This window comes from Burkholderia sp. CpTa8-5, from assembly GCF_017815045.1.
Taxonomy (GTDB): domain Bacteria; phylum Pseudomonadota; class Gammaproteobacteria; order Burkholderiales; family Burkholderiaceae; genus Burkholderia; species Burkholderia sola.
The window spans coordinates 13680-39631 of sequence record NZ_JAGIQD010000017.1; the positions used below are offsets into that span (position 1 = coordinate 13680).

At 66.6% G+C, this 25952-nt stretch carries 27 protein-coding genes; 14 read left to right on the forward strand and 13 right to left on the reverse strand.

Annotated features, from left to right (window positions below):
* Positions 1-42 precede the first annotated feature (42 nt).
* Positions 43-1431, forward strand: coding sequence for a nucleobase:cation symporter-2 family protein (locus J8I35_RS23455; protein WP_209927177.1), 1389 nt, complete (start codon positions 43-45; stop codon positions 1429-1431).
* 236 nt (positions 1432-1667) lie between these two features.
* On the opposite strand, the gene J8I35_RS23460 is transcribed toward J8I35_RS23455, so the two are convergent.
* Positions 1668-2594 (reverse strand): LysR family transcriptional regulator, encoded by a 927-nt coding sequence (locus tag J8I35_RS23460; RefSeq protein ID WP_209927183.1) that lies wholly within the window; start codon positions 2592-2594, stop codon positions 1668-1670.
* 90 nt (positions 2595-2684) lie between these two features.
* Here J8I35_RS23460 and J8I35_RS23465 point away from each other — a divergent pair, with 90 nt between their 5' ends.
* The 3 genes from J8I35_RS23465 (at position 2685) to J8I35_RS23475 (ending at position 4533) form a co-directional block, all read left to right on the forward strand.
* Positions 2685-3404: an SDR family oxidoreductase gene (locus J8I35_RS23465; protein WP_209927189.1), complete on the forward strand. Its 720-nt coding sequence runs from the start codon at positions 2685-2687 to the stop codon at positions 3402-3404.
* An 82-nt stretch (positions 3405-3486) separates the two neighbouring features.
* Entirely contained in the window at positions 3487-3897 is a 411-nt protein-coding gene (locus tag J8I35_RS23470) for a VOC family protein (RefSeq protein WP_209927193.1), read from the forward strand.
* Positions 3898-4107: 210 nt separating this feature from the next.
* A complete protein-coding gene (locus J8I35_RS23475) occupies positions 4108-4533 on the forward strand; it encodes an NUDIX hydrolase (RefSeq protein WP_209927197.1) in 426 nt (141 codons plus the stop codon).
* A gap of 72 nt (positions 4534-4605) precedes the next feature.
* Here the strand turns inward: J8I35_RS23475 and J8I35_RS23480 are convergent, their stop codons facing one another.
* A complete protein-coding gene (locus J8I35_RS23480; RefSeq protein WP_209927326.1) occupies positions 4606-4818 on the reverse strand; it encodes a hypothetical protein in 213 nt (70 codons plus the stop codon).
* 530 nt (positions 4819-5348) lie between these two features.
* Here J8I35_RS23480 and J8I35_RS23485 point away from each other — a divergent pair.
* Positions 5349-5957, forward strand: coding sequence for a response regulator transcription factor (locus J8I35_RS23485; protein ID WP_209927199.1), 609 nt, complete (start codon positions 5349-5351; stop codon positions 5955-5957).
* Positions 5958-6097: 140 nt separating this feature from the next.
* Here the strand turns inward: J8I35_RS23485 and J8I35_RS23490 are convergent, their stop codons facing one another.
* From J8I35_RS23490 to J8I35_RS23540, 11 genes are all read right to left on the reverse strand, one after another.
* The gene (locus J8I35_RS23490) at positions 6098-7477 is read right to left on the reverse strand and encodes a glutamate decarboxylase (RefSeq protein WP_209927204.1); all 1380 of its coding nucleotides are present in this window, start codon (positions 7475-7477) and stop codon (positions 6098-6100) included.
* A gap of 207 nt (positions 7478-7684) precedes the next feature.
* A complete protein-coding gene (gene aspT, locus J8I35_RS23495) occupies positions 7685-9376 on the reverse strand; it encodes an aspartate-alanine antiporter (RefSeq protein ID WP_209927209.1) in 1692 nt (563 codons plus the stop codon).
* A gap of 464 nt (positions 9377-9840) precedes the next feature.
* On the reverse strand, positions 9841-10230 hold the full coding sequence (locus J8I35_RS23500) for an HrpB1 family type III secretion system apparatus protein (protein ID WP_209927215.1): 390 nt from the start codon (positions 10228-10230) through the stop codon (positions 9841-9843).
* A 75-nt stretch (positions 10231-10305) separates the two neighbouring features.
* Positions 10306-11112, reverse strand: coding sequence for a type III secretion system export apparatus subunit SctT (gene sctT, locus J8I35_RS23505; protein WP_050011149.1), 807 nt, complete (start codon positions 11110-11112; stop codon positions 10306-10308).
* Positions 11113-11164: 52 nt separating this feature from the next.
* A complete protein-coding gene (locus J8I35_RS23510) occupies positions 11165-11650 on the reverse strand; it encodes a type III secretion system protein (RefSeq protein ID WP_209927219.1) in 486 nt (161 codons plus the stop codon).
* A 15-nt stretch (positions 11651-11665) separates the two neighbouring features.
* On the reverse strand, positions 11666-13057 hold the full coding sequence (gene sctN / locus J8I35_RS23515; RefSeq protein WP_209927221.1) for a type III secretion system ATPase SctN: 1392 nt from the start codon (positions 13055-13057) through the stop codon (positions 11666-11668).
* Positions 13058-13108: 51 nt separating this feature from the next.
* Positions 13109-14122: a type III secretion system stator protein SctL gene (gene sctL / locus J8I35_RS23520; RefSeq protein ID WP_209927231.1), complete on the reverse strand. Its 1014-nt coding sequence runs from the start codon at positions 14120-14122 to the stop codon at positions 13109-13111.
* A complete protein-coding gene (locus tag J8I35_RS23525; RefSeq protein WP_245170387.1) occupies positions 14116-14928 on the reverse strand; it encodes a type III secretion protein HrpB4 in 813 nt (270 codons plus the stop codon). Before J8I35_RS23525 ends, sctL begins: the two co-directional genes overlap by 7 nt.
* Entirely contained in the window at positions 14925-15719 is a 795-nt protein-coding gene (gene sctJ / locus J8I35_RS23530) for a type III secretion inner membrane ring lipoprotein SctJ (RefSeq protein WP_050011152.1), read from the reverse strand. Before sctJ ends, J8I35_RS23525 begins: the two co-directional genes overlap by 4 nt.
* Before the next feature lie 43 nt (positions 15720-15762).
* Positions 15763-16161, reverse strand: a complete 399-nt coding sequence (locus tag J8I35_RS23535) for a serine kinase (RefSeq protein ID WP_050011153.1) — start codon at positions 16159-16161, stop codon at positions 15763-15765.
* Positions 16162-16189: 28 nt separating this feature from the next.
* Entirely contained in the window at positions 16190-16801 is a 612-nt protein-coding gene (locus J8I35_RS23540) for an HrpB1 family type III secretion system apparatus protein (protein WP_260429635.1), read from the reverse strand.
* 334 nt (positions 16802-17135) lie between these two features.
* Here J8I35_RS23540 and sctU point away from each other — a divergent pair, with 334 nt between their 5' ends.
* The 9 genes from sctU to J8I35_RS23585 all read left to right on the forward strand — a co-directional run bounded on the left by sctU (position 17136) and on the right by J8I35_RS23585 (position 25818).
* A complete protein-coding gene (sctU, locus tag J8I35_RS23545; RefSeq protein WP_050011155.1) occupies positions 17136-18194 on the forward strand; it encodes a type III secretion system export apparatus subunit SctU in 1059 nt (352 codons plus the stop codon).
* Positions 18195-18199: 5 nt separating this feature from the next.
* Positions 18200-20176, forward strand: a complete 1977-nt coding sequence (locus J8I35_RS23550; RefSeq protein WP_209927237.1) for an FHIPEP family type III secretion protein — start codon at positions 18200-18202, stop codon at positions 20174-20176.
* Complete coding sequence (gene sctP / locus J8I35_RS23555) at positions 20139-21143, forward strand: type III secretion system protein SctP (RefSeq protein ID WP_245170388.1); 1005 nt, start codon at positions 20139-20141, stop codon at positions 21141-21143. The genes J8I35_RS23550 and sctP overlap by 38 nt, the downstream gene beginning before the upstream one ends.
* Before the next feature lie 7 nt (positions 21144-21150).
* Complete coding sequence (gene sctQ / locus J8I35_RS23560; protein ID WP_209927246.1) at positions 21151-22275, forward strand: type III secretion system cytoplasmic ring protein SctQ; 1125 nt, start codon at positions 21151-21153, stop codon at positions 22273-22275.
* A complete protein-coding gene (gene sctR, locus J8I35_RS23565; protein WP_006750699.1) occupies positions 22262-22918 on the forward strand; it encodes a type III secretion system export apparatus subunit SctR in 657 nt (218 codons plus the stop codon). Before sctQ ends, sctR begins: the two co-directional genes overlap by 14 nt.
* A 10-nt stretch (positions 22919-22928) precedes the next feature.
* Positions 22929-23192, forward strand: a complete 264-nt coding sequence (gene sctS / locus J8I35_RS23570) for a type III secretion system export apparatus subunit SctS (RefSeq protein ID WP_050011159.1) — start codon at positions 22929-22931, stop codon at positions 23190-23192.
* Complete coding sequence (locus J8I35_RS23575) at positions 23189-24382, forward strand: helicase (protein ID WP_209927249.1); 1194 nt, start codon at positions 23189-23191, stop codon at positions 24380-24382. The genes sctS and J8I35_RS23575 overlap by 4 nt, the downstream gene beginning before the upstream one ends.
* A 114-nt stretch (positions 24383-24496) precedes the next feature.
* Positions 24497-25534, forward strand: coding sequence for an HrpD5 family protein (hrpD5, locus tag J8I35_RS23580; RefSeq protein ID WP_209927251.1), 1038 nt, complete (start codon positions 24497-24499; stop codon positions 25532-25534).
* Positions 25535-25557: 23 nt separating this feature from the next.
* A complete protein-coding gene (locus tag J8I35_RS23585; protein ID WP_209927253.1) occupies positions 25558-25818 on the forward strand; it encodes a type III secretion system protein in 261 nt (86 codons plus the stop codon).
* Positions 25819-25952 lie beyond the last annotated feature (134 nt).

Below are 25952 nucleotides of genomic sequence, written 5' to 3' on the forward strand. Positions count from 1 at the left end.
CGGCTAAAATGCCGCACTTTCCACCTCGCCCGCCCGCTCGCCATGCAACCCGCCTCCTCCGCCCCATCCGCCTCCCACGGCGCCGACGCCGCAGACGCGGCCCGCGACCTCGTCTACGGCCCGAACGACCGGCCGGCGCCGATGGTCGCGTTCGTCGCCGCGCTGCAGCACCTGCTGGCGATCATCGTGCCGATCGTCACGCCCGGCCTGCTGATCTGCCAGGCGCTCGGCGTGTCCAGCCGCGATACGACCCTGATCGTGTCGATGTCGCTGGTGATTTCCGGCATCGCGACCTTCGTCCAGTGCAAGCGCTTCGGCCCGCTCGGCGCCGGCCTGCTGATCGTCCAGGGCACCAGCTTCAACTTCGTCGGCCCGCTGATCGCCGGCGGCAGCCTGATGGTCAAGCAGGGCACGCCGGTCGAGACCGTGATGGCCGCGATCTTCGGCGTCGTGATCGCCGGGTCGTTCATCGAGATGGGCGTATCGCGCATCCTGCCGTTCGTGAAGCGCCTGATCACGCCGCTCGTCACCGGCATCGTCGTGCTGCTGATCGGCCTCACGCTGATCAAGGTCGGCCTGATCAGCATGGGCGGCGGCTACGGCGCGATGGCCAAGGGCACCTTTGCGAGCGCCGAGAACCTGACGCTGTCGGGCCTCGTGCTCGGCACGATCATCCTGCTGAACCGCGTGCCGGTCGTCTGGGTGCGCAGCACCGCGCTCGTCATCGCGCTCGCGATCGGCTACCTCGCGGCCGCGTTCCTCGGCCGCCTCGATTTCACCGGCATGCACCAGGCCGCGCTGTTCCAGGTGCCGACGCCGCTGCATTTCGGCATCGGCTTCTCGTGGGCGCTGTTCGTGCCGATGCTGATCATCTACCTCGTCACGTCGCTCGAAGCGATCGGCGACGTGACGGCCACCAGCAAGATCTCGAACGAGCCGGTCGAAGGGCCGGTGTGGATGCAGCGGATCAAGGGCGGCGTGCTCGTGAACGGCGCGAACTCGCTGCTGGCCGGCGTGTTCAACACGTTCCCGAGCTCGGTATTCGCGCAGAACAACGGCGTGATCCAGATCACCGGCGTCGCGAGCCGCCACGTCGGCATCTGGATCGCGGGCATGCTGGTGGTGCTCGGCCTGTTTCCGGTCGTCGCCGGCGTGCTGCAGGCCGTGCCCGAGCCCGTGCTCGGCGGTGCGGCGATGGTGATGTTCGGTGCCGTGGCCGCGTCGGGCATCAACATCCTCGCGGGCGTGCACCTCGATCGTCGCGCGCTGCTGATCATCGCGGTGTCGCTCGCGCTCGGCCTCGGCGTGTCGCAGGTGCCGGACATCCTGAACAGCCTGCCGCATGCGCTGAAGAACGTGCTGGAATCGGGCGTGGCGACGGGCGGCATCTGCGCGCTCGTGATGAACTGGTTCCTGCCGGAAAGGAAGTAAGGCCTTCACGCCACGCCGGATCGGCATCGATCGGTGAAACCGCGCCATTTCCGGAGCGTCCGGGGGGCGCGGTTTTTCTTTCGGTAAGCGAATCGTTCCCACGCTGATTCAGGCCGGTATGCGATGCGCGGACGCGCCGCGATCGAGCCGGCATCGACGATGTTCCCGGGACGGAACGGTCCGCGAGCGGGACAACGGCGCGGGATTCGACACCGGCTCGCGCGTGTCCACCACGCTCAACTCATCCGGGCCGCCCGTTCGGTCAAACCGATGAGCCAACGCAGGCCGCTGTCTCCGTGATGCGCGGTCTTCCACAACGCGCTGACCTGATGCATCGGCGTATCGAACGGCAACGGACTGATGCGCAAACCCAGGCTGCGGCTCCAGATACGGGCGATGTAGTCCGGCACCGTTACCAGCACCGGGTTGTCGCGTGCGATGAAAGGCTGGGTGGCAAAGTGCGGATTGGAAAATATCACGCGCCGTTGCTTGCCCATCGCCTCCAGCCGTTCGTCGATGAATCCACGCAGCTCTCCCTTGAACGACGTGAGCGCATGCGGATACGCGAGGAACTCGCGCAAGCTCAATGCTTCGCCGCGTGGCCGGATCAACTTCGGGTTGTAGAGGCAGACAAAACGCCAGTCGAGCAGCGCACGCTGCTCCTGCCATTGCGCGCATTCGTTGAACACGCCCAATGCAATCTCGATCTCGTTGCGCTCGAACATGCTGGAAACCCGGTGGCAATCCGTATCCAGCGAGACGAGCTTCACGCCCGGCGCCTCGGCGGCAAGCATGTTCAGCAGGGCCGGAAACAGCGTGACCGCGATCGCTTCCGACACACCTATCCGGAACGTGCGGCTCGCGTTCCGCGCATCGAACGGCTCACCAGCCCGCATGCTCTCGTGAAGCCCGATCAGCAGCGCATCGATCTGCCGCGAAAGCTCCAGCGCGCGGTGGGTGGGCTCCATTCCCGAACGACCGCGCACGAACAACTCGTCGCCAAACGCCGCGCGAAGCCGCTTCAGTGCGCCGCTCACCGCGGGCTGGCCGAGAAACAGCCGTTGCGCCGCGCGCGTGACATGGCGCTCCTGCATGAGCGCATGGAAGACGAGCAGCAGATTCAGGTCGAAGCGACGCAGATCATTTTCGATGATGGATGGCATCACACTAAACGATTGGAGTGATAGTCACCCTAGCATGCATGCTATCCCCGATCGCTGCAACCGCCGCAGCGCGAACATCGGAGGCGTGCAATGGACAATGAGTTCGGCAAGGTCGTGGTATTGGGAGGGTCATCCGGCATAGGCCTGGCTGCCGTCCGGCGCCTGGCCGCCGCCGGCCACGAAGTGATCGCCACGGGACGTGACGCGGACAAGCTCGAGGCCGTGCGCGCGTCGACTGAAGGGTTGCTGCGCGTCGACGCATTCGATGGCGCGCAGCGCGAGCAGTTGGACCGCTTCTTCGCGAGCGTCGGAATCATCGACCATCTGGTGATCGCATTGAGCGGCGGCGACGGAGCCGGCCCGTTCAAGGACCTCGATCTGGCGTCGCTGAGGCGCGGCTTCGAAGCAAAATTCTGGCCCCACGTTCAGGCCGCGCAGGCTGTGCTGCCGGTACTACGGACCGGCGGCAGCATCACGTTCGTGACCGCGATTTCCGCACGTATCGCCAACCCGGGCACCAGCGGCCTCGCCGCGATCAATGCCGCGATCGAAGCGATGGTGCCGGTGCTGGCGCGCGAACTGGCGCCCACGCGGGTCAACGCAGTGTCCCCCGGTGTCGTGAAGACGCCGTGGTGGAACAGCGTGCCCGACGAGGCCCGGCAGGCATTCTTCGAACGGCATGCAAGCGAATTGCCGGTCGGACGCGTCGGTCAGCCGGACGATGTCGCGCACGCTATCGCCTTCCTGATCGGAAACGGCTACACGACGGGTAGCGTGATCGAATGCGACGGCGGCCTGCACCTCGTCTGACGATCCGCGGCGCGACCGCCGTTCTGGCGATGCCGCGGCCGGCCCGACCGTGCCAAATTTCACGAAAAGGGAAAAAACAGCGATGCCCACGCAACTGTTCATCAACCTGCCGGTACAGGACCTGCCGAAGGCGACTGAGTTCTATACGGCCCTCGGTGCCCGCATGAATCCGCAATTCAGCGACGAAACGAGTTCGTGCATGGTATTGACCGACACACTCTTCGTGATGCTGATGACCCCCGAAAAATGGGCGCATTTCACGAAAAAGCCCATTGCCGACTCCCGACGCGAAAGCGAGGTCATGCTCGCGCTGAACGTGGAAGATCGCGACACCGTGGACAAGATGACCGATACCGCCGGTACGCACGGCGGACAGGCGGACGTCAATGCGCGCCAGGATCTCGGCTTCTTGTACGGCCGCAGCTTCGAGGATCCGGACGGCCACATCTGGGAAGTGATCTACGTGGACATGTCCCGGATGCCCGGCCAATGAAACCACGCAACTGCACGCACCGGGATCGCGCCTTTCCCGGTGCGCGGAGCGACACGAGGGGCCGCTTCGGCGGCTGGCTGGCCGCCCGGCCATGGCCGCCTGCCGGCCGGCGGCCCGCGGTCGCGCCGTCGCGGCTGTCGTTTCGAACCGGCGCGACGCCGCGCCCGGCGTCGGCTTGGCCGAATGCGCGACGCTGGTTAGAATCACGGCATGCCCCAAGCACCAGCGCCCAACCAGCCCTCCGAAGCGAGCGCCGTCCCTGTCAAGGAACGCGCGACCGTCGTCTGCTACCGCGGCGAGCAAGTCCTGCTCGTCGCACGGGCATCGTCGCGCTGGGCGCTACCCGGCGGCACGATCAAGCGCGGCGAGACGCCGCTCGAAGCCGCGCATCGCGAGTTGCGCGAAGAAACCGGCATCACCGGCCAGCCTCTCGTGTACTCGATGCAGTTCACCGGGCTCGCGAAGATCCACCACGTGTTCTTCGCGGAAGTGGGCCCGGACCACACGCCGCAACCGAACAACGAGATCGAGAAATGCAAGTGGTTTCCGATCGACGGCGTCGATGCGCTGCGCGCGAGCATCCCGACGAAACGCATCGTCGAACTCGTCTACAACCACGAAATCCGCAACGCGTAGCGCGTCGACGGCGAGCGCATGCCGAGCCGTCGGCCGGCTCGCGTCGAATGTCGTGGGGCCGCGCGGGAACGCTCAGTGCGCGCGCTTTCTTCGCAGTTCGTGCGTGGAATAGACGACGAGGAAGATGCCCAGCATCGCCACGCCGGACGCCATGAAGTCGTTCGCGCTTCCCGAGCTGTGCAAGGACTTCGGGAAGATGCCGAGGCTCAATCCTGCCACCGCGAGAAGCAATCCTGCGGCCACGCCCCAAATGGGTCCGGCGGTCTTTTCAATTGTATTTTTCATGCAGCACCCGTCTACAGTCATGACCTGATCGGTACCGGCAAAACGCGCCGCATCTACCTTCAGTCTTGCCACTATAGCCGGGAAAAAATTCACTGCGTTTCAGTGCTTTTACCGATCAAGTTTTCCGCGCCCTCGCTCGCACGATATCGCGGCGTGATTGACTCGCGGCTTCGCCCTCCGGTTCCCGTCACGCCCAGACCGGCTGCGGTATCGCCGCGGCATACGCGTACCGCGGCAATTCGACGGGCCGAGACGTTTCCTACCCCGTTTCCGACATTTCCGTGCGAAGCGGCGCGCCACCCATCACCACAATATCGATATGCGCACGGCCGCCGGCATTCGAGCATCCGTATCCGCCGCCATCTCGCAGTTTCGCGGTTTTGCAGATCACCCGGCCGGCCGCCTCGGAACGACGGCACGGCGGTTCCGGCTCGCGCTTGCCATAGTGGGCCCCTCCCGCAATTCCTTCCTGGCGATGTCTGCGGCGCGGGCTTTGGCGGACCGCCCCTCCCTTCAGAATGGAGACCGACATGCATCGTGTAGCGTTGATTGACGACCACCCCGCGATAATCCTGGCACTGACGAGCATTCTGGAGCGCGATCCGCTCCTGAAGGTGGTCGGGACCGCGCAGGACGGTACCGCCGGCCTCGCGCTCTACCGCGATCTCAAACCCGACCTGCTTGTCATCGATCTTCACCTGCCCGGACTGGACGGGATCGATCTGATCCAGCGCATACGCGCTGTCGACACCGCCGTGAAAATACTCGTGATTTCGTCGTTTCCTGCCGAGCAATACGCGGCACGATGCCGCGTCGTGGGAGCGAACGGTTACGTGAGCAAGTGCCTCGGCGCGTCGCACATCCTGAGCGGGGTCAAGGCGGCCATGGCCGGCTTCAATTGCTTTCCCGTCGAAATGACGTCCGACAACCCTGACGACGTTCAGATTGCGCGCCTGAGCAGGCGTGAACAGTCCGTGTTGCGCTATCTCGCACAAGGACGCACCAACAAGGAAATCGGCGAGACGCTCTCGCTCAGCAACAAGACGATCAGCACGCACAAGGCCAACATCCTGACCAAACTCGGCTTGACGAACATCATCGACCTGGCCGCGTTCGCAAAGGCACATCATCTCCTCTGATCGCGACCGCGCCTCGCACCCGGCGCCCCGCGCCCGCGTGCCGCGCTTCGCCCCGCTCGCGACCGGCCGGAGCCCGTGCCGCACATGCGCCACGGACCCGGCCGGCCCACCGCGGCGCCGTCGGTCGATACGCGATCCGCTCAGCACTTGGCCGGCGACGACTGCCGCTGCGCGTGCGCATGAAACCTCGGCGGCGTCGCATGGCCGCCGTGCTCGTCGAGGAACCGGCATGCATCGACGATGTCCCGGCCGAGCAACTGCACCGCGTTGCGATTGATGTGCGGCCGCACGACGATGCGCAGGCTCGTCACGGCTTCCGCATCGGCCGGCATCGAATAGGCGGACAGCACCCAGCCTTTCTCCCGCACTTTCGCGGACACGTCGAATTCGTTGAATTTCGTGATCCTCGCGTCGAGCGTCACCGCCACGACGGGAATGCGCTGCGTTTCATTCATGACCGTGAAATACCCGCTGTCGACGAGCATCCCGCGCAGGGCGATCGCGTTGTCGAGCGTATGCCGCAGGATTCTTCTGTAGCCGTCGAAACCGAGGCGCAGAAACTGGTAGTACTGCACGGCGATCGGTGCGCCGTTGCGGCTGAAATTCAGGGTCGCCGTCGGCATCTCGCCGCCCAGATAGTTGACATAGAACACGAGTTCCTCGTTGAACACCCGTCGCTCGCGGAATACAAGCCAGCCGAGCCCCGGCGGCGTGAGCCCGTACTTGTGTCCGGACGCATTGATCGATTGCACCCGCGGCAAACGGAAATCCCATGCATAGTCCGGATACAGGAACGGATTCACGAACCCGCCCGATGCCCCGTCGATATGCAGCGGAATCGAAATGCCGGTTCGCTGTTCATATCCGTCGAGCCATGCGTGGATCTCCTGGATATCGTCGTCCTCGCCGGTAAACGTCTGACCCGCGATCGCGACGACCGCGATCGTGTTCTCGTCGACATACTTGTCGAGCTGATCCGCGGTCAACCGATAGTTGCCCGGCCGGAGCGGCACGACGCGCGGCTCGACGTCGAAATAGCGGAAGAACTTCTTCCAGACGATCTGGACGTTGCCGCCCGTCACGAGGTTCGGCCGATTGGCGTCCTTGCCTTCCTTCTCGCGCTTGCAGCGCCAGTTCCACTTGTGAGCGAGACCCGCGAGCATGCATGCTTCCGACGAGCCGATGGTCGCCGCGCCGTAGGGCTCGACGCCCTTCGGCCCGTTCCAGAGCCGGTGCAGCCACTTCACCATGCGCGTTTCCATCTCGAAGAGCTGCGGATACATGTCGTGGTCGACATGATTCTTGAACATGTTGCGCCTGGCCACGTCGACGGCCTCCGGTTCCGCGAAGGTCGTCACGAAGGACGACATGTTCAGCATCGGATTGGCATCGGTCCACTCGTCGCTGATCACGAGCGCGGCCGCAGCACGTGCGGACATGCCGCGCTCGGGAAAGCAGTCGTCGCGAATCTCCGCGTTGAACTCGTCGTAGGGCGTCATGTTGTCGTTCCGGTCATTCATTCTCTACTCCTGTCTTCCGAGAAAATACGGGGTGGCGTGCCGTATGTCGACGACGGCAGCCGCGCCGCCCGGCATTCGACGGGCCGGCGCACTTACCGGCCCTCGTGATACGGCGCCGCACCCCGGCCGCAGGCCGCATTCGCCTGGATTCGAATTCGCTCATCCTTTTCATTTCCCTGTGATTTTGGATTGCAAAATAAATTGGCTTCACGAAACGAGCATGATCACGGCGATCCCCCAGAAGGTCAGCAACGTATTGCCGACCGCGTAGGTCACCGTGTATCCGAGCGCCGGCACCTGGCTCCTGGCCGCATCGCAGATCATGCCAAGCGCGGCGGTCGTGGTCCTCGCACCGGCGCAGACACCGAGCAGGATCGCGGGATGAAAGCGAAACACGTATTTGGCGATCAACATGCCGACAAGCAGCGGAACCGCGGTCGAGAATATCCCCCACAGGAACAGGCTGATGCCGAGTTGCTCCAGTCCTGCGACGAAACCGGGCCCTGCCGTGATGCCGACAACCGCGATGAAGACGTTCAGGCCGACCGAATTCATGAACCATACCGTCGGCTCGGGAATGCGCCCGAAAGTCGGGTGGATCGCGCGCAGCCAGCCGAACGCGATGCCGGCAATCAGCACACCGCCCGCTGTCGACAGCGTGATCGGCACCGCACCGACCTCGATCACGATTGCCCCGATCAGCGCACCGACCGTCATCGCGAAGCCCGCGAATGCGATATCCGCCCGCGTGGTCGCGCGATCCGGCACGCCGAGCGCATTCGCCGCCGCAGCAGTGTCCTGCGTGCGTCCGACGATCGTGATCGTGTCGCCGCGATGCAACTTCGTACGCGGGAGCACCGGGATCTGCGTTTCCGCCGGGCCGCGCTTGATGCGCCGCAGATACACGCCGCGCGCCGCCGGCAGCTTCGCGAGCTCGGCAAGCGTCTTGCCGTCAGCCTGCTTGCTGGTTACGTAGACGTCGACGCCTTCCACCGGAACCGACAGCAGATCGGGATCGTCGACCTCCTGCCCGCGAAGCCCAAGGACGTTCACGAGCTGTTTGCGGCGGCCGGCGATCGCGACCACGTCGTTCGCCTGCATCACGAAATCCAGCGTCGCATCATGGATTGCATCGCCGCGCCGGATGCGTTCGACGAACAGACGTGTCGATTCGATCTGCATGCCCTCCACCTGCCCCACACGCATGCCGACCATCCGGCCGTTGACCGGAATTCGATACGCGCGCAATTCATATTCGTGCCAGGCCGTTCCGTCTCGAGCTGCCTCCGTCATGCCGCCGCAGCTCGCCTCATACTCCTTGCACGCGTTGATCAGATCGATACCCAGCAGTCTGGGCCCGAGCACGGCAAGGATCAGCGCGGAGCCGGCCGTGCCGAAGACATAGGTCACCGCATAGGCCGTCGGCATGGCGTCAAGCAGCGGGCGGGTCTGCTCGGTGGGCAGGCCCAGCTTGGCAATCGCGTCGGTCGCGAGGCCCATCGACGCCGAGATCGTCTGCGAACCGGCGTAGAGTCCGGCGGCCGAACCGGGATCGAAGCCGGCGATGCGCGCCGCGATGACCGGTGCGGCCAGGCACAGCGCACACTGCACGGCGGCAAAGACGGCTTGTGGCAAGCCATCCCTGGCGATGCCCCGAACGAATTGCGGACCGACTCCATAACCGACCGCGAACAGGAACATCAGGAAAAAAACCGATTTGACGTCGGCTGAAATCGTAATGCCGGCTTGTCCGATCGCGACCGCCGCGAGCAGCGTTGCCGTCACCGTTCCGAGACTGAATCCCTTGTAGCGCTTTTCGCCGATCCAATACCCGATGCCGAGCGAGAGGAACAGCGCGATCTCCGGGTATTGTCGCAGTGTGGCCAGCAGCCAGGACATGCGCGCTCCTTGATTTCAAGTGTCTGGAATGCCGTCATGGCATACGGCTCGAACGATCCATCTATTCGAACTACAAATCGATCGAATCAACCTCGAGACGTTGAAATATCGTCGCATCTGCCCGGTTCATTGCGGTCAGGAAATTTCCCGGAATCGATCCGGACTTTCCGAATCGGCGAGTCGGCGCGGCGTGCAGCTTCCCGCCAAAATTCAACAAAAACTGCGCTTACCGACCCGCCTGCGTTCGGGACGCCCCCGCCAACCGGTACGAGTACGTCACCCGTGCAGCCTCGCCCGGTGCGATAGCGGGCGGATCGACAGGTAGCGCGGAGGCAGGCGTTCGCGGCGCGCTGGTCGGCGCCGTGCGGGCCTTGCCGGGCAAGAAGCGTCGACGCAGTTGGCGGCGCTGGCCGTGCAGGCGCGAAAAACGGGCGATGGTCCCCGCTTGACGCAGCCGCGGGCGGCTATCCGCGCCCGATCGCGGGCGCGGCGAGCAGCGCCTGAGCGGTGCGCGTCGCCATCGGGTCATCGGATTTGTACGCCGCCGCGTAGGCATAGGTACGCCACGATGCATCGCCGAGCGCGTAAAGACAGACAGCCGCGAGCGCCATGCCGCGCGACGACAGCGCGCCATCGCGCTCCACCCTGCGCAATTCGCTCAGCGCCTCGCCCCACGCGCGTGCCCGCACATGCCACCAGGCCAGCACCTCGCGCATTTCGCCGTTCCCGGGACGCAGCACCGCCATCGCATCGAGCAGGTCCTGAACGTCCGAAAACGTATCCAGCGCCGCACCGGCCCACAGCACGTCCATCATCCCCGTAACGATCGCGTTGTCGCTCAACGTCTCGATCATGCTCTTCTCCCGGCTTTTTCCGTCAATCGCCATCGTCGAACGCATACTTGCGCCCGCTCGCGCATTCAGCGCGTTTCACTTACCGCCCGCGAGCGCCCTCGCCTCGGCCGCGATGCCCACGAGCGACAGCTGATCGCGTACCTGATCGATGAAAATCGCCGCCATCAGGGCGAGCATCAGAATCGTGAGCGCGCCTTTCACGGGCTGCGCCAGCGACGGCAGATCGAGCTTTTGCGACACCTTCCCGGTAAAGCCGAAGCCGATATCGATCAGCAGCAGCATCAGCATCATCGGCGTGGCCAGCTTCGCCACCGTTTCCATCAGCGAGTCGGTCTTCAGCAGCACGAACGATTCGAGTACCGATCCCCCGGCCGGCATGAGGTTCGCCAGCGGCCACCAGGTATACGATTCGTAGATCGCGCCGAGCAGGAACGTCATGCCGCCCAGACACCAGAACGCCGCGATCGCGAACTGGCTCAGGAGCGTGGAAGTCAGCGACGTCTGCTGCCCCTGGCTCGGGTTCTGCATCTGCAGTTGATTGAAACCGGTCAGATCGTCGACGTACGTGCCGACGCTCTCGGCGGCCCAGAACACCGTCGACGCCGCGAAGCCAAGGCCGACGCCGATCAGCGCCTCCTTCAACCCGATGCCCACGAGCATCGTCGCATCCCCCTGCTCGAGCAGGCCGCGTTGCCCGTAGGCGATGAAGCTGCCCCACAGCAGCGCCAGCGCGGTGCGCACGCGGCCTTGCACGACGTTGTCGGACGTCGGCGGAAAAATCATCATCAGGACCATCAATCGTTCGCTGCAAAGGCCCAGCACGATCAGAAACCTGACCAGTTGATGGCTCGATTCGATCGATGCGAAGGTAATCTCGCTCATTTCAGTCGCCTGTCGTTCAATGGATGCGCGGCTTGCGGGCGTGCTCGCCGGCTCAAAACGCCGGGCTGGGCCGGCGGCTCTCCGATGTTTCCTCGTCCTGCGCGTCCTCGATCGCGAGCTCGATCGCCTTGACGAGCGTGTCGCGCCGCTTCTCGTAGATGTCGATGCGGGCACGGTTGCGCAGGATCTCCGTGCGCAGCGCACCGATCTGTGCCTCCTTCGCCGCCAGCGCCTGCCCGGCCTGCGCCGCCCGGGCCTCGAGCATCGCGTGCTGCTCGGCCGCGTGCGAGCGGAATTCGCGCAGCTTCAGATACGCGTCCGCCCGGAAGGAAACGCTGCCCAGCATCGCGTCGATCTTGCCGTCGTGCGCGGCGAGCCCGGCCGCATGCGCGCGCACCGCCGCGCGGCTTTCCTCCAGGGCGTCCATGAGCGCCTGCAGCTCGCCGCGCAAAGCGCCGAGCGCCGCATTGAGCTTGCGATCGAGCTGGCGGCGGCGCGAGAGCACGCGCTCGAACGCGGCAACGCGGCGGTCTTTCATCGCTTGCCTCCGGCATCAGGACTGCACGATCTCGCCGAGGGCCGCGAGCGTGTCGTTCGGGTCGACGAGCAGATCGGTCGGTTGGCCGAGGAAAGCCCGAATCGCGTCGATCTTCGCGATGGCTTCGTCGGCAAGCGCATCGGTGCCGCTCTGATACTCGCCCACCTGCAGCAGCAATTCGACCTCCTTGTGCTTGGCCATCAACCGCCGCACGTGTCCCGCCGCCGCCACGTGCTCGCGCGGCACCACCTGCGTCATCACGCGCGAAAGACTGCCGAGCACGTCGATCGCCGGATAGCGGTTCTGTGCCGCAATCTCGCGCGAAAGAATCATGTGGCCGTCGAGAATGCCCCGTACTTCCTCGGCGATCGGGTCGCCGCCCGATTCGTCCTCGGCCAGCACGGTATAAAGGGCGGTGATCGAGCCGTGCTCCGAGCGGCCCGCGCGCTCCAGCAGCCGCGGCAGCTCCGCGAAGATCGACGGAGGAAAGCCGCGCCGCGTCGGCGGCTCGCCCATCGCCAGGCCGATTTCGCGCTGTGCGCGCGCAAAGCGCGTCAGCGAATCCATCATCAGCAGCACACGCATGCCGCGGTCGCGGAAGTATTCGGCCACCGCCGTTGCCGCATAAGCGGCCTTCGCGCGCTCGATCGACGAGCGGTCCGACGTCGCGCAGACGACGACCGAGCGGGCCATTCCCTCGGGCCCGAGAATGTGCTCGCAGAATTCGCGCACTTCGCGGCCGCGCTCCCCGATCAACGCGATCACGTTGACGTCGCAGCGGGCCCCGCGCGCGAACATGCCCATCAACGTACTCTTGCCGACGCCCGCCGGCGCGAAGATGCCCATGCGCTGGCCCTCGGCCAGCGTCATCATGCCGTCGACGACGCGCACGCCCGTCGGCATCGGGGTATCGACGACGGGCCGCGACATCGGATCGGGCGGATCGGCGATGACGGGCTGCCACTCGTCGCATTCGAGCGGCCCCTTGCCGTCGATCGGCTCGCCCAGGCTGTCGATCACGCGGCCGAGCAGGCGGGGGCCGATGCGCAGCGAAAGCGGACGCCGGAGTCCCACCACGCGTGTCGCCCGCGACACGCTGCCGAGCCGGCCGAACGGCGAGAGCAGCGCGACGTCGCGCGAGAAGCCGACCACCTCGGCACGCTGCAGCAACGCGCCTTCGGGCGAGCGCAGCTCGCATAGCTCGCCGAGCGTCGCATCGAGCCCCGATACGCGTACGAGCGTGCCGATCACTTCCTGGACCTTGCCGCATGCGGCGGGTTGTGGGCGGGCGCGCAGTTCGCGCTCCATCGCATCCATCAGCGCCGAGAAGCCGCGTACCTCCCGTAGCTGCGCGATGGGCACCCCGCTCGCTTCGTCGGTTTCGAAACCGTCCGCGCTGTCGATCATGGCGCTCCTTTCCTTGTCATGTCTTATTCCCCGTGCCGCGCGAAGGCGGGTTCAGATGGACATCGCGTCGGCGTCGGCATACGCGGCATCGGTCCAACCCTCGTCGCGCAGGTCGCCCGCCGTTTGCACGGCCGCGGCCTCGTCTTGCCAACCTTCTTCGTCGCCGATGTTGCCGATGTCGCTGATGTCGCCGTCGCCACCGTCGTCCGCGCGCGCATCCGGGTCCGCCAGGCCCTCGCCGGCTCCGACGGCGTACTCGCCGATCGGCCCCTCGTCGTTGCCCGCGAAACCGGTCTGCGCGTCGACGGCTCGTGCGTCATCCCCGGGCCGCGCATCCGGCGCGTCGCGCGATGGGCCCTCCGTCACGCTTCGCACCGCGCGCGCCAGGGAATCGCGCATCGCCGCCAAGTGCAACGACAAGCTCGCGTCGATCGCGCCCAGGTCGGTTTCGGCGACGCATGCGCCGGGCGCAAGCGTCGCGTCGGCCGCCACGCACAGCCGCACGGAACGCCCGGCCTCGCGCCACGCCGCGGCCGCTTCGTCGAAGGCCGCGCTCGCCGCGGCCAGATCCGACGGATGAACACGCAGATGAACGGGGCTGCCGTCGGCGACGATCCGCTCGACCGTCGCGGCCGCGCGGGCGAAAAGCGCTTCGGGCTCCACTGACGCGACGATCTGCTCGACCGCCAGCGTCACCAGCCCGGCCAGCCGGTCATGCTGCCCGGGCGCGAGCCGGCAGGCTTCGGCATGCGCGGCCGCCGCGCGTTCGTGCCAATCGGTCAGCCCCCGCTGCAAACCGTCGTCGTAGCCCCGCTCGGCCGCTTGCGCGAACTCGCGCATGGCGCGCTCGACGAGCTCGTCCGCGCGGGTGCGGGCTTCGTCGAGCAGCATGCGGGCCTGGGCGCGCGCCGCGTCCAGCGCCTCGTCGCATTGCCGGCGCATCTCGGCGTACGCCGCATCGATCTCGACGATCGCCGCGACGCGTTCATGACGCAGGACGTCGCCTTCGACGCCCACCCCGAGGTCCGTGCCTTCGGCCTGCGGATTGCGTAACCAGATCACCATGACCCCTCCGGAAACAAGTCGGGCAGTTGCGAGACGATCGAAAGGCTCGGGCTCGAGCCTTCCGGAGACGGTAGCGACGGCGGCAACGAAGGGAACGGCAACGGCCCCCCGTCGTCGCGCGCCGGCATGGCCAACCGCATGATCGCGAGCGGGCCGCCCGGCGCCCATCGGCGGTCGCGCGCGAACAGCCGAAAGCCGAGCCACGCGAGGTCATCGCCATCGGCGGCGTCGAGCGGCACTTGCATGACCGCTGCCGCGTGGTGCGCGCGCGCGGCGAGCGAGACCGCATCGCCGGCAAGCTCGCGCCCGCGCGCGAAGAGCAGATTGACGCCGCGCGCCCCGATCCAGCCCGTCAACTTCTCGCGACGCGGCCGGTCGATCCACGCGCGCAACGGCTCCGCCTGCTCCACGAGCGCGCGCAAGCGAAATACGGTCAGACAATCGTGCGCCGGCAGCAACGCAAGCGCCGTTTCCGGCGCGTTGAACGCGGCAAGCGGCGGCACCGGCATGCCCCATTCGTCGAGCAGCGCATCGGCAAGCGCCTCGGCCTGCGCGGGGCTGCATGCGCCGATTCGGTCCGCACCGGGCACGCGTGCAAGCCACGCCGGATGCATCCAGTCGAACAGCGTCCGCCGGCGCCGATGGTAGGCGGCCAGTCTCGCCGCCACGGCCGCCGGCGTCTCGCCGTGCGGGGCGGCAACGCTGTCGGCAGCTGCATCGTATGCATCGGCTGCGTCGTATGCGCTCATCATGGGCTCACCCATGCTTGCCATGCCGGCCACGCGATCGTTCGGATCGACGGTCATGCCGGCGCTTTCGCTGCACGCCCCGCCCGGCGCGCGAGCAGCCCCGCAAGTCCGCCGCCGCCCTTGAGCAGGTTGCCGCGCAACAGCGCGAAGCCGCCGGCGATCGTCAACAGCAGCAAGCCGAGCGCGCCGCCCGCATAGACGACCCAGCCGTCCTGGCGGTGCGGGTGGGCGGGCGGATCGAGCGCATCGGCCGGCACGCTGGTCACGCTGACCTGATCGTAGGTCAGCCCCTCTATGCTGTGCACGACCAGGTTCTTGATCGCCGGCGTCATCCGCTCGAGATTCGCGTCGGGCCGGTACTTGATGAAAACCGATGCGGACGACGGCTTGACCGACTGTGCGAGCGGGTCGTTGTTCGGCAGCACGATCTGCACGCGCGCCACGACCACGCCGTCGATCTTCGACAACGTGTCGTCGAGTTCCTGCGACAAACCGTAAATGAAGCGCACGCGCTCCTCGGTCGGCGTGGAAACGAGCCCGTCCTTCTTGAACAGCGAGCCGAGGTCGTCGAATTTCTTGCGCGGCAGGCCGCGTGCGCGCAGCACTTCCACCGCATGCACGATCTGCTTTTCGTCAACGCTGACCGACCAGGTCTTGCCGCCATCGGGCGTGCTCTTTTGCGCGTCGACGCCGGACATCAGCAGCGCGGCCGCCATTTCGTTGCAGTCGCTTTCGGTCAATTGCCCGTAGAGTTCCTGCTTGCAGGCCGCAAGCGACAGCACGAGCGCCGCCACCGCGACGAGCCGCCATGCGGAGTGCAGCCTCGAAGGCATGAGGTTCGGTTTCATCAGTTGCTCCGAGAAGCCCTGTCCTTCAGGACGGGGAGTCAAGTTATTGGTTCTTCATGAGCGTCTGCACGGCGTCCTTCGACGACTGCACGGTCGCCATCTTCACCTGCAGATCGGCGTTCAGGCTGGCGATCTCGAGCTGGATGGTCATGTCGGCGGCGGCAAGGCGCTCCATCGACAGCGCGCTCATATGCTGAGTCATATAGAGCACGTCGTTCGGCACTTGCCGGTAATAGTCCGCCTGCTCCTCGACTGCTTTCGTCACGAGGTCCGCGCGCTCGGTCGGGTGGACGGCTGCCGCATGCTGGGGCGCCGAAGCCATCATCGCCTGGAATTTGTCGACGAGCGGCTGCGATATCGCGTCCGCATTCGGCGCCGCGGGCGTCGTGCCGGTGACGCGGGCCAGTTCGTACTGGAGTTGCGATGCAGTCGTGATGCTCATTTCGTTTCTCCTGGTAGGGGCAACAGGTTCAGACGCGCATGTACTGCATCGTCAGCAGCATGTCGCTGGATGAGGACGACGGCGTCGCGACCGCTTCGCCGTCTTCGGCGTGCGCTCCGTTTTCGAACGCGAGCGCGGAATCCGGCGCAACGAAGCGGCCCGTGCGCTTCGCGGTCGCGACCGCCTGCTTCAGCTCCTCGCTCGCAAGCAGAACCTTCGCGAGCCGTTCAACCTCTTCGTTCCCGCCCTCCTCCAGCAGGTGCCGGGCCTCCTCCTGCCAGCCGAACTCCTGGCGGGCCTTCAGGCACTGCAGCAACATTCCCTTGCTGGCCGGCAGGCAGACCGAGCGCTCGACCAGATTGCGAAAGAGCCGTTCGGCGTCGCTCCATTCCTCGCGCACCATATGCAGCCAGCCGTCGAAAAACGCGAATTCGGCGGAATCCGGGCGCAGCAGATGCAGCACGTCGACGAGGTGCTCGAGATCGTCGATGTCGACTTGCGCCGGCGTGCCTGCGCGGGCCAATGCCACCCTGACCAGGTCGACGATCGCGCCGACGACTCCCGATGGGCACTGCGGCCGATCCTTCAGAACGTCCATCCTTTCCCCCAACGAAATCAGATTCGATCCGATGGGCCGCACCCGATGAGGCGTGGCCTTCCGTTGACGCTAAGTTACGCAACACGATCGGCGCGCCACGTGCCGCGCACGAAGTCGCACAACGAATTGCGAAGCGCCGCGTGCGACGGGCGGCGGTCCGTGCCGCTTTCGCGGACGTCTTCGCGCGTGCCCGCCGCCGCGCGGGTCGCCTTGCTCGCGTGGCCTGCGCCCGGGCGACGCGCCGTCGCGCCGCCTCGCTTCGCAGCCCCTGCCCTTGCTTCGCATCGCCGTCGCGCCGGATAGCGCGGCGCCGCTAACGTTGCATCGGGGCGCCCCATCCCGGGTGCGCGCCTGCGACAAGCGAAGGACAGCGGTCATGAGCGACGAGAAAACCGAAGAGCCCACAGACAAGAAGCTGGACAAAGTCCGCGAGGAAGGCCAGGTCGCGAAGAGTTCCGACCTGGTCGAAGTCGCGTCGCTCGGCTCGATCGTGCTCGTGCTGACGGCGGGCCAGCACTATCTGGCCGATACGCTGCGCGCGATCGTCAAGGAGGCGGTCGATTTCACCCACGGCGAGCGCGAGTTGCAGGACCTCTGGACCATCCTCGTTCATATCGGCCTGCAGACGCTCGGCCTGCTGTGCGGGATCGCGGCCGTTGCGCTCGTCGCCGCCATCATCGCGCTCGCCCCCCAGACGGGACTCAAGATTTCGCTGAAAGCCGTCATGCCGAAGCTTGCGTCGGTCAGCCCCGGGTCCGGCTTTCAGCGCATCTTTTCGATGAACTCGGCGATCGACCTCGCGAAGATGGTCGGCAAGGCCGCGATTCTCGTCGCCGTCATGTGGCAGACGATCAAAAGCGCGATGCCCGTGGTGGCGAGCGCGCTCGATCAGTCGCTACCGCAGTTGATCGGCGTGCTGTGGTCCGTGCTCATGCATGTGGTCGTGGTCGCGCTCGGCGTGTTCGTCGTCATCGGCGCGTTCGACTACAAGCTGCAGAAGTGGCTCTTCATCCGCAAGAACCGGATGTCGAAAGACGAGGTGAAGCGCGAGCACAAGGAGAGCGAAGGCAACCCCGAACTCAAGGGCGAGCGCAAGCGCATGGCCAGGGAGATATCGCAGGAAGGTCCGAAAGGCGGCGTCGCGCGCGCGAACGTCGTCGTGGTCAACCCGGTTCACTACGCGGTCGCGCTGCGCTACGACCCGGCGGAGTTTCCGCTGCCCGTCGTCCTCGCCAAGGGCCTCGACGAGCAAGCGCTGCGGCTGCGCCAGCAGGCGATGCACGCGCGCGTGCCCATCGTCGCGAACCCGCCCGTCGCGCGCATGCTGCACAAGGTGCCGCTCAATCAGCCGATTCCCGAGGAACTGTTCGAAGTCGTCGCCGCGATTCTTCGCTGGGTGGACGGCCTCGCGCCTCAAACCGCCACCACGGAGTAGTGGACATGTTCAAGACCATGAAACTGCCCGGCATCGGCGAGGCCGGCATCGCCGTCCTGCTGATCGCGATCGTCTCGCTGATGATCCTGCCGCTGCCCCCCGCCATCATCGACGGGCTGCTCGCGATCAACATCATGATCAGCATCACGCTGCTCATGGTGACGATGTACGTGGGCCATATCGCCACGCTGTCGGCGTTCCCGTCCGTGCTGCTCTTCACGACGCTGTTCCGGCTCTCGCTGAATATCGCGTCGACGAAGTCGATCCTGCTGCACGCCGATGCCGGCGAAATCATCGAAAGCTTCGGCCAGCTCGTCGTGGGCGGCAATCTCGTCGTCGGCCTCGTCGTGTTCGTCATCATCTCCGTCGTGCAGTTCATCGTGATCGCCAAGGGCTCGGAGCGCGTCGCCGAAGTGGGGGCCCGCTTCACGCTCGATGCGCTGCCCGGCAAACAGATGAGCATCGACGCCGACCTGCGCGCGAACATCCTGACGCCGGACGAAGCCCGCAGGAAACGCGCGAGGCTTGCCATCGAAAGCCAATTGCATGGCGGCATGGACGGCGCGATGAAATTCGTGAAAGGCGATGCGATCGCCGGCCTCATGATCACGATGATCAACATCGTCGCGGGCATCGCCGTGGGCGTCGCCTATCACGGCATGTCGGCCGGCGACGCGGCCAACCGCTTCTCGGTCCTCTCGATCGGCGACGCCATGGTCTCGCAGATTCCGTCGCTGCTGATCTCGGTGGCCGCGGGCGTCATGATCACGCGCGTGGACGAAGGCGGCGACCATGGAACTTCCTCCCTCGGCGAAGACATCAGGCGCCAGTTCACGAGCAGCTCGCGCGCGCTGTACTTCGCCGCGCTGCTGCTGCTCGGCTTCGCCGCCGTGCCCGGTTTTCCGGCGGCGCTCTTCGCGCTGCTCGCCGGGCTGCTCGGCTTCGTCGGCTACCGTCTGCAGAAGAAGCAGGATGGTCCGGCCAAAGGCGCCGGCAAGCCCGTAGGCGCACTGCAGCGCGCCGGCGCCAAGGGCGACGCGCCGTCGATCCTGCCACGCCCGCCGCAGTTCACCTGCCCGCTCGGCGTGCGCCTCGCCGCCGACGTCAGCGCGCGTCTCGCGGCCGATGCGCTCGACCGCGCGTTCGACGCCCAGCGCCACGCGCTGCAATCGGGAGTCGGCCTGCCGTTCCCCGGCATCATGATGTGGACCGACGGCACGCTGCCCGAAGACAGTTACGAAGTGCTCATCTTCGACGTGCCGCAAGGGCGCACCACGCTCGCCGAAACGCGCGCGGTACACGCGGCGGCCGACGGCGGCGCCGCGGACGCGCCTGCCGCCGCGGCGCCCCCGGAAGCATTGATTGCACGCCACACGATCGACCTGCTGCGGCGCAATGCTCATCTCTTTCTCGGCATCCAGGAAGCACAGTGGATGCTCGACCAGCTCAACGAGGACTACCCGGGCCTCGTCGCGGAAGTACAAAAGGCGCTGCCGCTGCAGAAGATGGCGGACGTGCTGCGCCGGCTGCTGGAGGAAGACGTGCCCGTGCGCAATATCCGCAGCATCACCGAAAGCCTGATCGTCTGGGGACCGAAGGAGAAGGACATGCTGATGTTGACGGAATACATCCGCATGGAGCTCGGCCGGCTCATCGCCTATCGCGCGACGGGTGGCGTGCGGGATTTGCCCGTCGTACTCGTCGACATTCAGGTCGAGCAGCACATCCGGCAGTCGATCAAACAGACGCCCACGGGCAACTTCCTCGCGCTGCCGCCCGACGAAATCGCCCAGCTCGTCGGCAAGATCGCCGACATCGTCGGCGATACGCCGCGGCAGCCGCTGGCGCTCGTCGCGTCGATGGACATCCGGCGCTACATCAAGCGGATGATCGAGGCGCGGCTGCCGTGGCTGCCCGTGTATTCGTACCAGGAGCTCGGCGCGCATGTCGATCTCCAGCCCGTCGGCCGCCTGGCGATGTGATCGAGCGAGCCGCGCCATGCACACCTGCCCCCCTCATCGCGCCCGCGTCATCGCAGCGCCGGCCGCGCACACCGACCCCGCACCCGAGATGCCGGCCGCGCAGTTGAGCCGCCAGGCCGCGCTTTTTCAGCGCCTGCGCGAAGGCGCGCGCGCCGGCGCATCGGAAACGCCCGGCGACGAGCCGCCATGCGCCGCACCGGCCGAGCCTCCGTTCGGCGAGCAAGCCGAACCGCTCTACCCGGTCCCCGGGTTCGCCGCGGACGACCATCGCGACGATGCCGGCAGCGGCGAGCGCGACGACGACGCACAGGCTGGCTCCGGCGACGAACGCGATGACGCTGCCGGGCACGCTCGATCGGCAGCGCCGGTGCCGGTGCCGGCTCCGGTGCCTGCGACGATTCATCCGCCCATGCATTCGACGATGCACCTGCCGGTGCAGTCGGCCATGCATGCGCCCATGCATGTACCGGGATATTCGACGATGCCCACGCCGACGCCGATGCCGGTGCACGGCGCGGCGTCACTTTCACCGCAGAGGCCGCCCAACGCCCGGCCATCGACGGCTGCGCCGGCCACGCCGCGCGTTCAAGCCACGCGCGAGCCGCAGCGCTCCGAAGCAGCCGGCCCGCACGCCGTGGTCGCCGTGCGGGCACCGGCGCGCACGGGCCAGGACATGAACCGGTTCGTCGATTCGATCGTCGCCGAAGTGTCGGACTTCTGCGCCAATCCGATCGTGTTCGCAAGCGGCGACTGGCAGATCACGATTCCCATCGATCCGGCGCTGCTGCCAGGCTGCACGTTGAACCTCGCGCTTTCGCATTTCCAATTGACGCTTCGCTTCGACACCACGGACGCACGCTCGCGCGAACTAATCTCACAGCATGCGGCGACGTTGCGCACCAGCCTCGAGGCAGTGATGCAAAGCCGCTTCGACGGCGCGCGCAGCGTCGAGATCATCGTCACGTAAAACGAATATGGACACCACACGAACGCTACTGACAGACCACGTTGCGGCGGCCGCGCAAGCGCCGGCGGTGGCCGTCTTGCTCGATCCCGCGCGGCTGCCCGCGCTTGCGGCCGCCACCGCGCGCCAGCATCGGCTCGCCGTCGACGAGCGCCTGAGCGCACTGCTCGCTCACGCGCTCGGCGTCTCGGCCTTCAGCGTCGGTACGCACGATTTCGTGGAGCCGGAGCGCGCCGCCGTCGTGCGCTTGCGCTGGGGCATGGAGACGGCCGCGGTGCGCATCGACGTCGGACAGCACACGGGGCTCGCGAGCATCGTCGCGTCGGACGAGCCCGTCAACGCGCGCTTGCGCCATGCCGTGTGCGCGATCCTGCTCGATCCGCTGCGGCGCGCGCTGCAAACGCTCGGCTTCGACGGCGTGGAAGTCGTCTCGCTCGAACCTGCCGCGCGTCAGCCGTTGAGCGCGCCTTGCTGCGCGCTCTCGCTGCGCGTGGGCGATACCCGCTTCGATGCGGTTGTCGAGCACGTCGACAGCGGCTGGCTCGACGCGCTCGAAACGCTCGTGGCCCGGCAATGCACGCCGTTCGCCACCCACGTCAGCGAGATCGCCGTACCGGGCCGGCTGCAGATCGGCGAGAAAACGATGAACGTGACGACGCTCGATTCGCTGCGCGCGGGCGACGTCGTCTTGCGTGCCGTACCCGAAGCCACCCGCGCGCTCTTCGCGAGCGAGCGCTCGTCCGCCCCGATGCACGTCGTCTGGGGCCGCTACGGGACGCGGCAACTGCGCGCCGTGGCAGACGTCACCCACCATCTGATGACCTTGAACGAGGACCCCACCATGAGCCATGAGACGCAGTTCAACGCGCCGCTTACCGATTCGATCGACACGCCCGTCGAAATCAGCCAGCTGGACCTGCCGCTGAAGCTCGAGATCGACACGGTTTCGATGCCGGTCGCCCAGCTCTCGGCGCTGCGCGCGGGCTACGTGCTCGAGCTTCCGACCGCGCTGCCCGATGCGCGCGTGCGGCTCGTCACCTACGGGCAGACGATCGGCTTCGGCGAACTCGTGAGCGTCGGCGATCATCTCGGCGTGCGTCTCGTTCAGCTGTCGCGCGGCCATGGTTCAGTTTAGCGATCTCACCGGGCTGCTGATCACCGTCGTCGCGATCAGCCTGATCCCGTTCGTCGCGATGGTCGCGACCTCGTACGCGAAGATCGTGGTCGTGCTCGGGCTGTTGCGCAACGCGCTCGGCGTGCAGCAAGTACCGCCGAACATGGTGCTCAACGGCATCGCGGTCCTCGTCTCCGCTTACGTGATGGCGCCGATCGGCATGCAGGCCATGCAAACCATGCAGACGATGCACCGCACCCCCGGCAGCGACACGTCGCTCGTCGTGCTCGATGCCTTCGATGCGGCAAAGGAGCCGTTTCGCGCCTTTCTGAAGAAGCACGCGCACGAGCGCGAAAAGCGGTTCTTCGTGCGCTCGGCAACCGTGGTCTGGCCGAAGGACATGGCGGCGAAGATCCGCGAGGACGACCTCATCGTCCTCGCCCCGGCCTTCACGCTGACCGAGATGGCCGACGCCTTCAAGATCGGCTTTCTGTTGTACATCGCGTTCATCGTCGTCGATCTCGTCATCGCCAACGTGCTGATGGCGATGGGCCTGAACCAGGTCCAGCCGACGAACGTCGCGATTCCGTTCAAGCTGCTCTTGTTCGTCGTCATGAGCGGCTGGTCCACATTGATTCACGGTCTTGTCATGACCTATCGCTGAGGCGCGCACCATGGAAACCGATACGCTCGTTCGCATCACTTCGCAGGGCCTGCTGCTCTGCCTGTCCGTCTCGATGCCGGTGGTGGTGGTCGCCGCGCTCTCCGGCCTCGCGATTTCGTTCGTGCAGGCCATCACGTCGATGCAGGACCAAAGCATCTCGTACGCGGTGAAGCTGGTGGCCGTCGTGGCCACCGTGCTGATGATCGGCGCCTGGGGCGCCGCCGCGATCCTGCGCTTCGCCAATCAGATCGTCACGCTCGCGGTGCCGTCGTGAATTCGCCGATCCGCAACAACCACGGCCGCCACGCCGCCGATCTCGCGCAGCAGGCGCAGGCCGGCACCGAGCACACGGGGCAGATGACCCAGGCGCGCGGCTTCACGGGCGTGAAGGTGCAGCACACGAAGATGCAGCGCGCGCGCCTGCAGCACAACAAGATGCTCGCCGCCGCTTTCTACCGCGGCAAGCGTTTTGCCGAAGGCATGCACAAGCCGCCGCCCCCTTCCGCGCAAAAGCTGATGCGCCAGCTCGGCCAACGGCCGCGGCCAGGGGGCTCGGCGAAGGCGCAGGGCAAAGAGGCATCGGCTCACGAACGGCCGGACGACCCGCACGCGCTCGAGCCCAGGCACGAGCACGAACACCCGCACGAGCGCGAACGCAAGCACGAGCAGGGGCAGCAGCAAAAGCGCGAGCGCGATCAGCAACACGGCGAGGGGCAACAGCATCGCAACGGCCATGGGCACGATCGCGGCTCGAATCAACAGGGCGAAGAACAGGGGCAGCCGCAGCAGCGTTCGCCGCGCGACGGACAGCCTCGGCGCGACGGCCGTCAGTCCGGCGAAGGCCGCGACACACCGCGCAAGTTCGCGATCGGCAAGGCGGGCCGGGCCAAGGCCGCCGCGCGCAGCCAGCCGCTCGCGGCGACGATGCAACTGCTCGCGACGCAAAAGCTCGGTGCACCGGACTTGCCGGCCGAACTCGCGGCGGCCTGCGCGAAGGAGGTGCTGCGGCTTGCCGCGCAGGTCGAACTGGGGCCCTTGCTGGCGGTGCCGATGCTGCTCGCCATGCGCTCGCCGATGGCGCTCCGGCGCAATGCTGCCCGGCTTCACGCGCACCGCCATGCGGCGCTGATGCAAAGCGCCGCGACCCCGGGCAAGGCCGCCGCAGTGGCCGGGCTGCTCGGCGTATCGCTCGACAACACGCTCGCGCGCCAGCGCGCGGGCATCGAATACTCGTACGACGATCAATCGATCGCGGCAGTGAAGCAATGCATTCTCGACACGCAAGCCGCGCTGCCGGCCGGCAAGGCGCCAGCCGGTGCCGCCGTCACGGGCGGCGCGACGGGCGGCGCGATCGGCGGTCAAACCGGCGCCGCGCGGCAAGGGGCGGCCAAGGCAACGGCCGGCGCTTCGGATAAGACGTTCGAAGTTCGCATGGCGCCGGCCGCGCCAACGGCAAAACCCTAAACTGATTTTGACGGTCAAGGCCCGGCGGCCCGATGCGCGAAGCAGCGACACGCCGGAGCGGCGACCCGCAAGAGCAACCGCATGACCCACGTCGGATACACGGATACCACGATCATGAAAGCGCTTCGAGTACTGACCGGCACCCACGCCGGAGCCCAGGTCCGGCTCACGAGCGGCACCTACCGGATCGGCGCCGCCGAGCACGCGGATGTCTGCATCAGCGACTGGACGGTCGAGGACATCGAGCTTTGCGTGGGCGAGGACGGTGTGGCGCGGATCCGCTCGGCGAACGGCGACGAGGTGCTCGTGGCGGACTTCGTGGCCGTGCCGTTCGGCGATGTCGTGTTTTGCGTGGGCCCCGATGGCGAAGCCTGGCCGCGCGATCTCGATTTGCTGGCGGGCCTCTGGAAGACAGCCGAGCCGCCTGCCGACACCGCGACGGCGGCTGACGCGGATAGCGGCGCGCCGGATCGGGACCCGGCCCATGCGGACGAACCCGGCGCCGGCCGTGCGCCGACCGCGTCGCCCCAGGTGCGCTGGCGCACGGCCGTGCTGGCGCTCGCCTGCACCGCTGCGATCGGCGGCATCGCCGTGGCCGGCGTGATGTTCGCGGGCACGCAGTCGAGCGAAGCGGCGAGCGTGAGGTTCGACGCCGACGCGATCGCACGGCAGTTGCAGGAGGCCCTGCACCGCGAAGGCCTCGGCGATCTGCAGGCAATGGCACGCAAGGACAGTGTGGCGGTGCGCGGCATCGTGACGAGCAGCGACGAAAGCGCGAAGGCGCAGCGGATCATGGACAGTCTCGCGCGCGGCAAGGTGCGGCGCGAATACGACGTCGCGCAGCAAGATGTGGACAACATCCAGCAATCGCTCGCCGGCACGGGCGCGGCAGTGAGTTACCAAGGCCACGGCATCTTCCGCGTGAGCGGCAACGTGCAGTCGATGACGACCTTCCGCACGCTGATAGCAGGTATCAGGGCCGACCTCGGCGACAACGTCAAGCGCGTCGACGTCGACGTCAAGGAGGCACAGGCGCTCACGCCCGATGTCGAGTACACGTCGGTGATCGCTACGGGCGGGCTGCGCTACATCGAGACGCCCGACGGCACGAAGCATCTGTTCGCGAGCAGCAGGGACGAAGCAAACAATTGACCTCGACCACCAAAGGAACCGACATGTACGACGCATTGCTTCCCATCGCGCAGGATCTGAACGCGCTCGATGCCACGCTCTCGGCGCCCGACGGCGCGCAGCGGGTCGCGCGCATCGCGGCGGCCTTCGACGAAACCGCGCGCCGGATCAGTACGGCCACGCAGTCCGCGGCCGACGAGCACGAGCGGCTCGATCTGCAAAAGCTCTATCGCGGGATGATCGCGGCGCGCCGCATCGTGCTCACGCTGCAGGAGCGCCACAGCGCCCGTGGCGCGGCGCTTTGACGGCATCCGCGGCGATACGGAAGAAGGTTGGACAGTTTGCAGTTGCAGCATCCGGCTGCGCGTCAGCCGGTCCGGACCGGCGGCCACCACGGCCAACGGCCTTTTACCGAAGCATCAGGCGTCAGCCAACAGCA

Bases quoted from the DNA above. Each gene is read 5' to 3' on its own strand.
- J8I35_RS23455 (WP_209927177.1), top strand. From the start codon at position 43: ATGCAACCCGCCTCCTCCGCCCCATCCGCCTCCCACGGCGCCGACGCC.
- J8I35_RS23460 (WP_209927183.1), bottom strand. From the start codon at position 2,594: ATGCCATCCATCATCGAAAATGATCTGCGTCGCTTCGACCTGAATCTG.
- J8I35_RS23465 (WP_209927189.1), top strand. From the start codon at position 2,685: ATGGACAATGAGTTCGGCAAGGTCGTGGTATTGGGAGGGTCATCCGGC.
- J8I35_RS23470 (WP_209927193.1), top strand. From the start codon at position 3,487: ATGCCCACGCAACTGTTCATCAACCTGCCGGTACAGGACCTGCCGAAG.
- J8I35_RS23475 (WP_209927197.1), top strand. From the start codon at position 4,108: ATGCCCCAAGCACCAGCGCCCAACCAGCCCTCCGAAGCGAGCGCCGTC.
- J8I35_RS23480 (WP_209927326.1), bottom strand. From the start codon at position 4,818: ATGAAAAATACAATTGAAAAGACCGCCGGACCCATTTGGGGCGTGGCC.
- J8I35_RS23485 (WP_209927199.1), top strand. From the start codon at position 5,349: ATGCATCGTGTAGCGTTGATTGACGACCACCCCGCGATAATCCTGGCA.
- J8I35_RS23490 (WP_209927204.1), bottom strand. From the start codon at position 7,477: ATGAATGACCGGAACGACAACATGACGCCCTACGACGAGTTCAACGCG.
- aspT (WP_209927209.1), bottom strand. From the start codon at position 9,376: ATGTCCTGGCTGCTGGCCACACTGCGACAATACCCGGAGATCGCGCTG.
- J8I35_RS23500 (WP_209927215.1), bottom strand. From the start codon at position 10,230: ATGATCGAGACGTTGAGCGACAACGCGATCGTTACGGGGATGATGGAC.
- sctT (WP_050011149.1), bottom strand. From the start codon at position 11,112: ATGAGCGAGATTACCTTCGCATCGATCGAATCGAGCCATCAACTGGTC.
- J8I35_RS23510 (WP_209927219.1), bottom strand. From the start codon at position 11,650: ATGAAAGACCGCCGCGTTGCCGCGTTCGAGCGCGTGCTCTCGCGCCGC.
- sctN (WP_209927221.1), bottom strand. From the start codon at position 13,057: ATGATCGACAGCGCGGACGGTTTCGAAACCGACGAAGCGAGCGGGGTG.
- sctL (WP_209927231.1), bottom strand. From the start codon at position 14,122: ATGGTGATCTGGTTACGCAATCCGCAGGCCGAAGGCACGGACCTCGGG.
- J8I35_RS23525 (WP_245170387.1), bottom strand. From the start codon at position 14,928: ATGACCGTCGATCCGAACGATCGCGTGGCCGGCATGGCAAGCATGGGT.
- sctJ (WP_050011152.1), bottom strand. From the start codon at position 15,719: ATGAAACCGAACCTCATGCCTTCGAGGCTGCACTCCGCATGGCGGCTC.
- J8I35_RS23535 (WP_050011153.1), bottom strand. From the start codon at position 16,161: ATGAGCATCACGACTGCATCGCAACTCCAGTACGAACTGGCCCGCGTC.
- sctU (WP_050011155.1), top strand. From the start codon at position 17,136: ATGAGCGACGAGAAAACCGAAGAGCCCACAGACAAGAAGCTGGACAAA.
- J8I35_RS23550 (WP_209927237.1), top strand. From the start codon at position 18,200: ATGTTCAAGACCATGAAACTGCCCGGCATCGGCGAGGCCGGCATCGCC.
- sctP (WP_245170388.1), top strand. From the start codon at position 20,139: ATGTCGATCTCCAGCCCGTCGGCCGCCTGGCGATGTGATCGAGCGAGC.
- sctQ (WP_209927246.1), top strand. From the start codon at position 21,151: ATGGACACCACACGAACGCTACTGACAGACCACGTTGCGGCGGCCGCG.
- sctR (WP_006750699.1), top strand. From the start codon at position 22,262: ATGGTTCAGTTTAGCGATCTCACCGGGCTGCTGATCACCGTCGTCGCG.
- sctS (WP_050011159.1), top strand. From the start codon at position 22,929: ATGGAAACCGATACGCTCGTTCGCATCACTTCGCAGGGCCTGCTGCTC.
- hrpD5 (WP_209927251.1), top strand. From the start codon at position 24,497: ATGAAAGCGCTTCGAGTACTGACCGGCACCCACGCCGGAGCCCAGGTC.
- J8I35_RS23585 (WP_209927253.1), top strand. From the start codon at position 25,558: ATGTACGACGCATTGCTTCCCATCGCGCAGGATCTGAACGCGCTCGAT.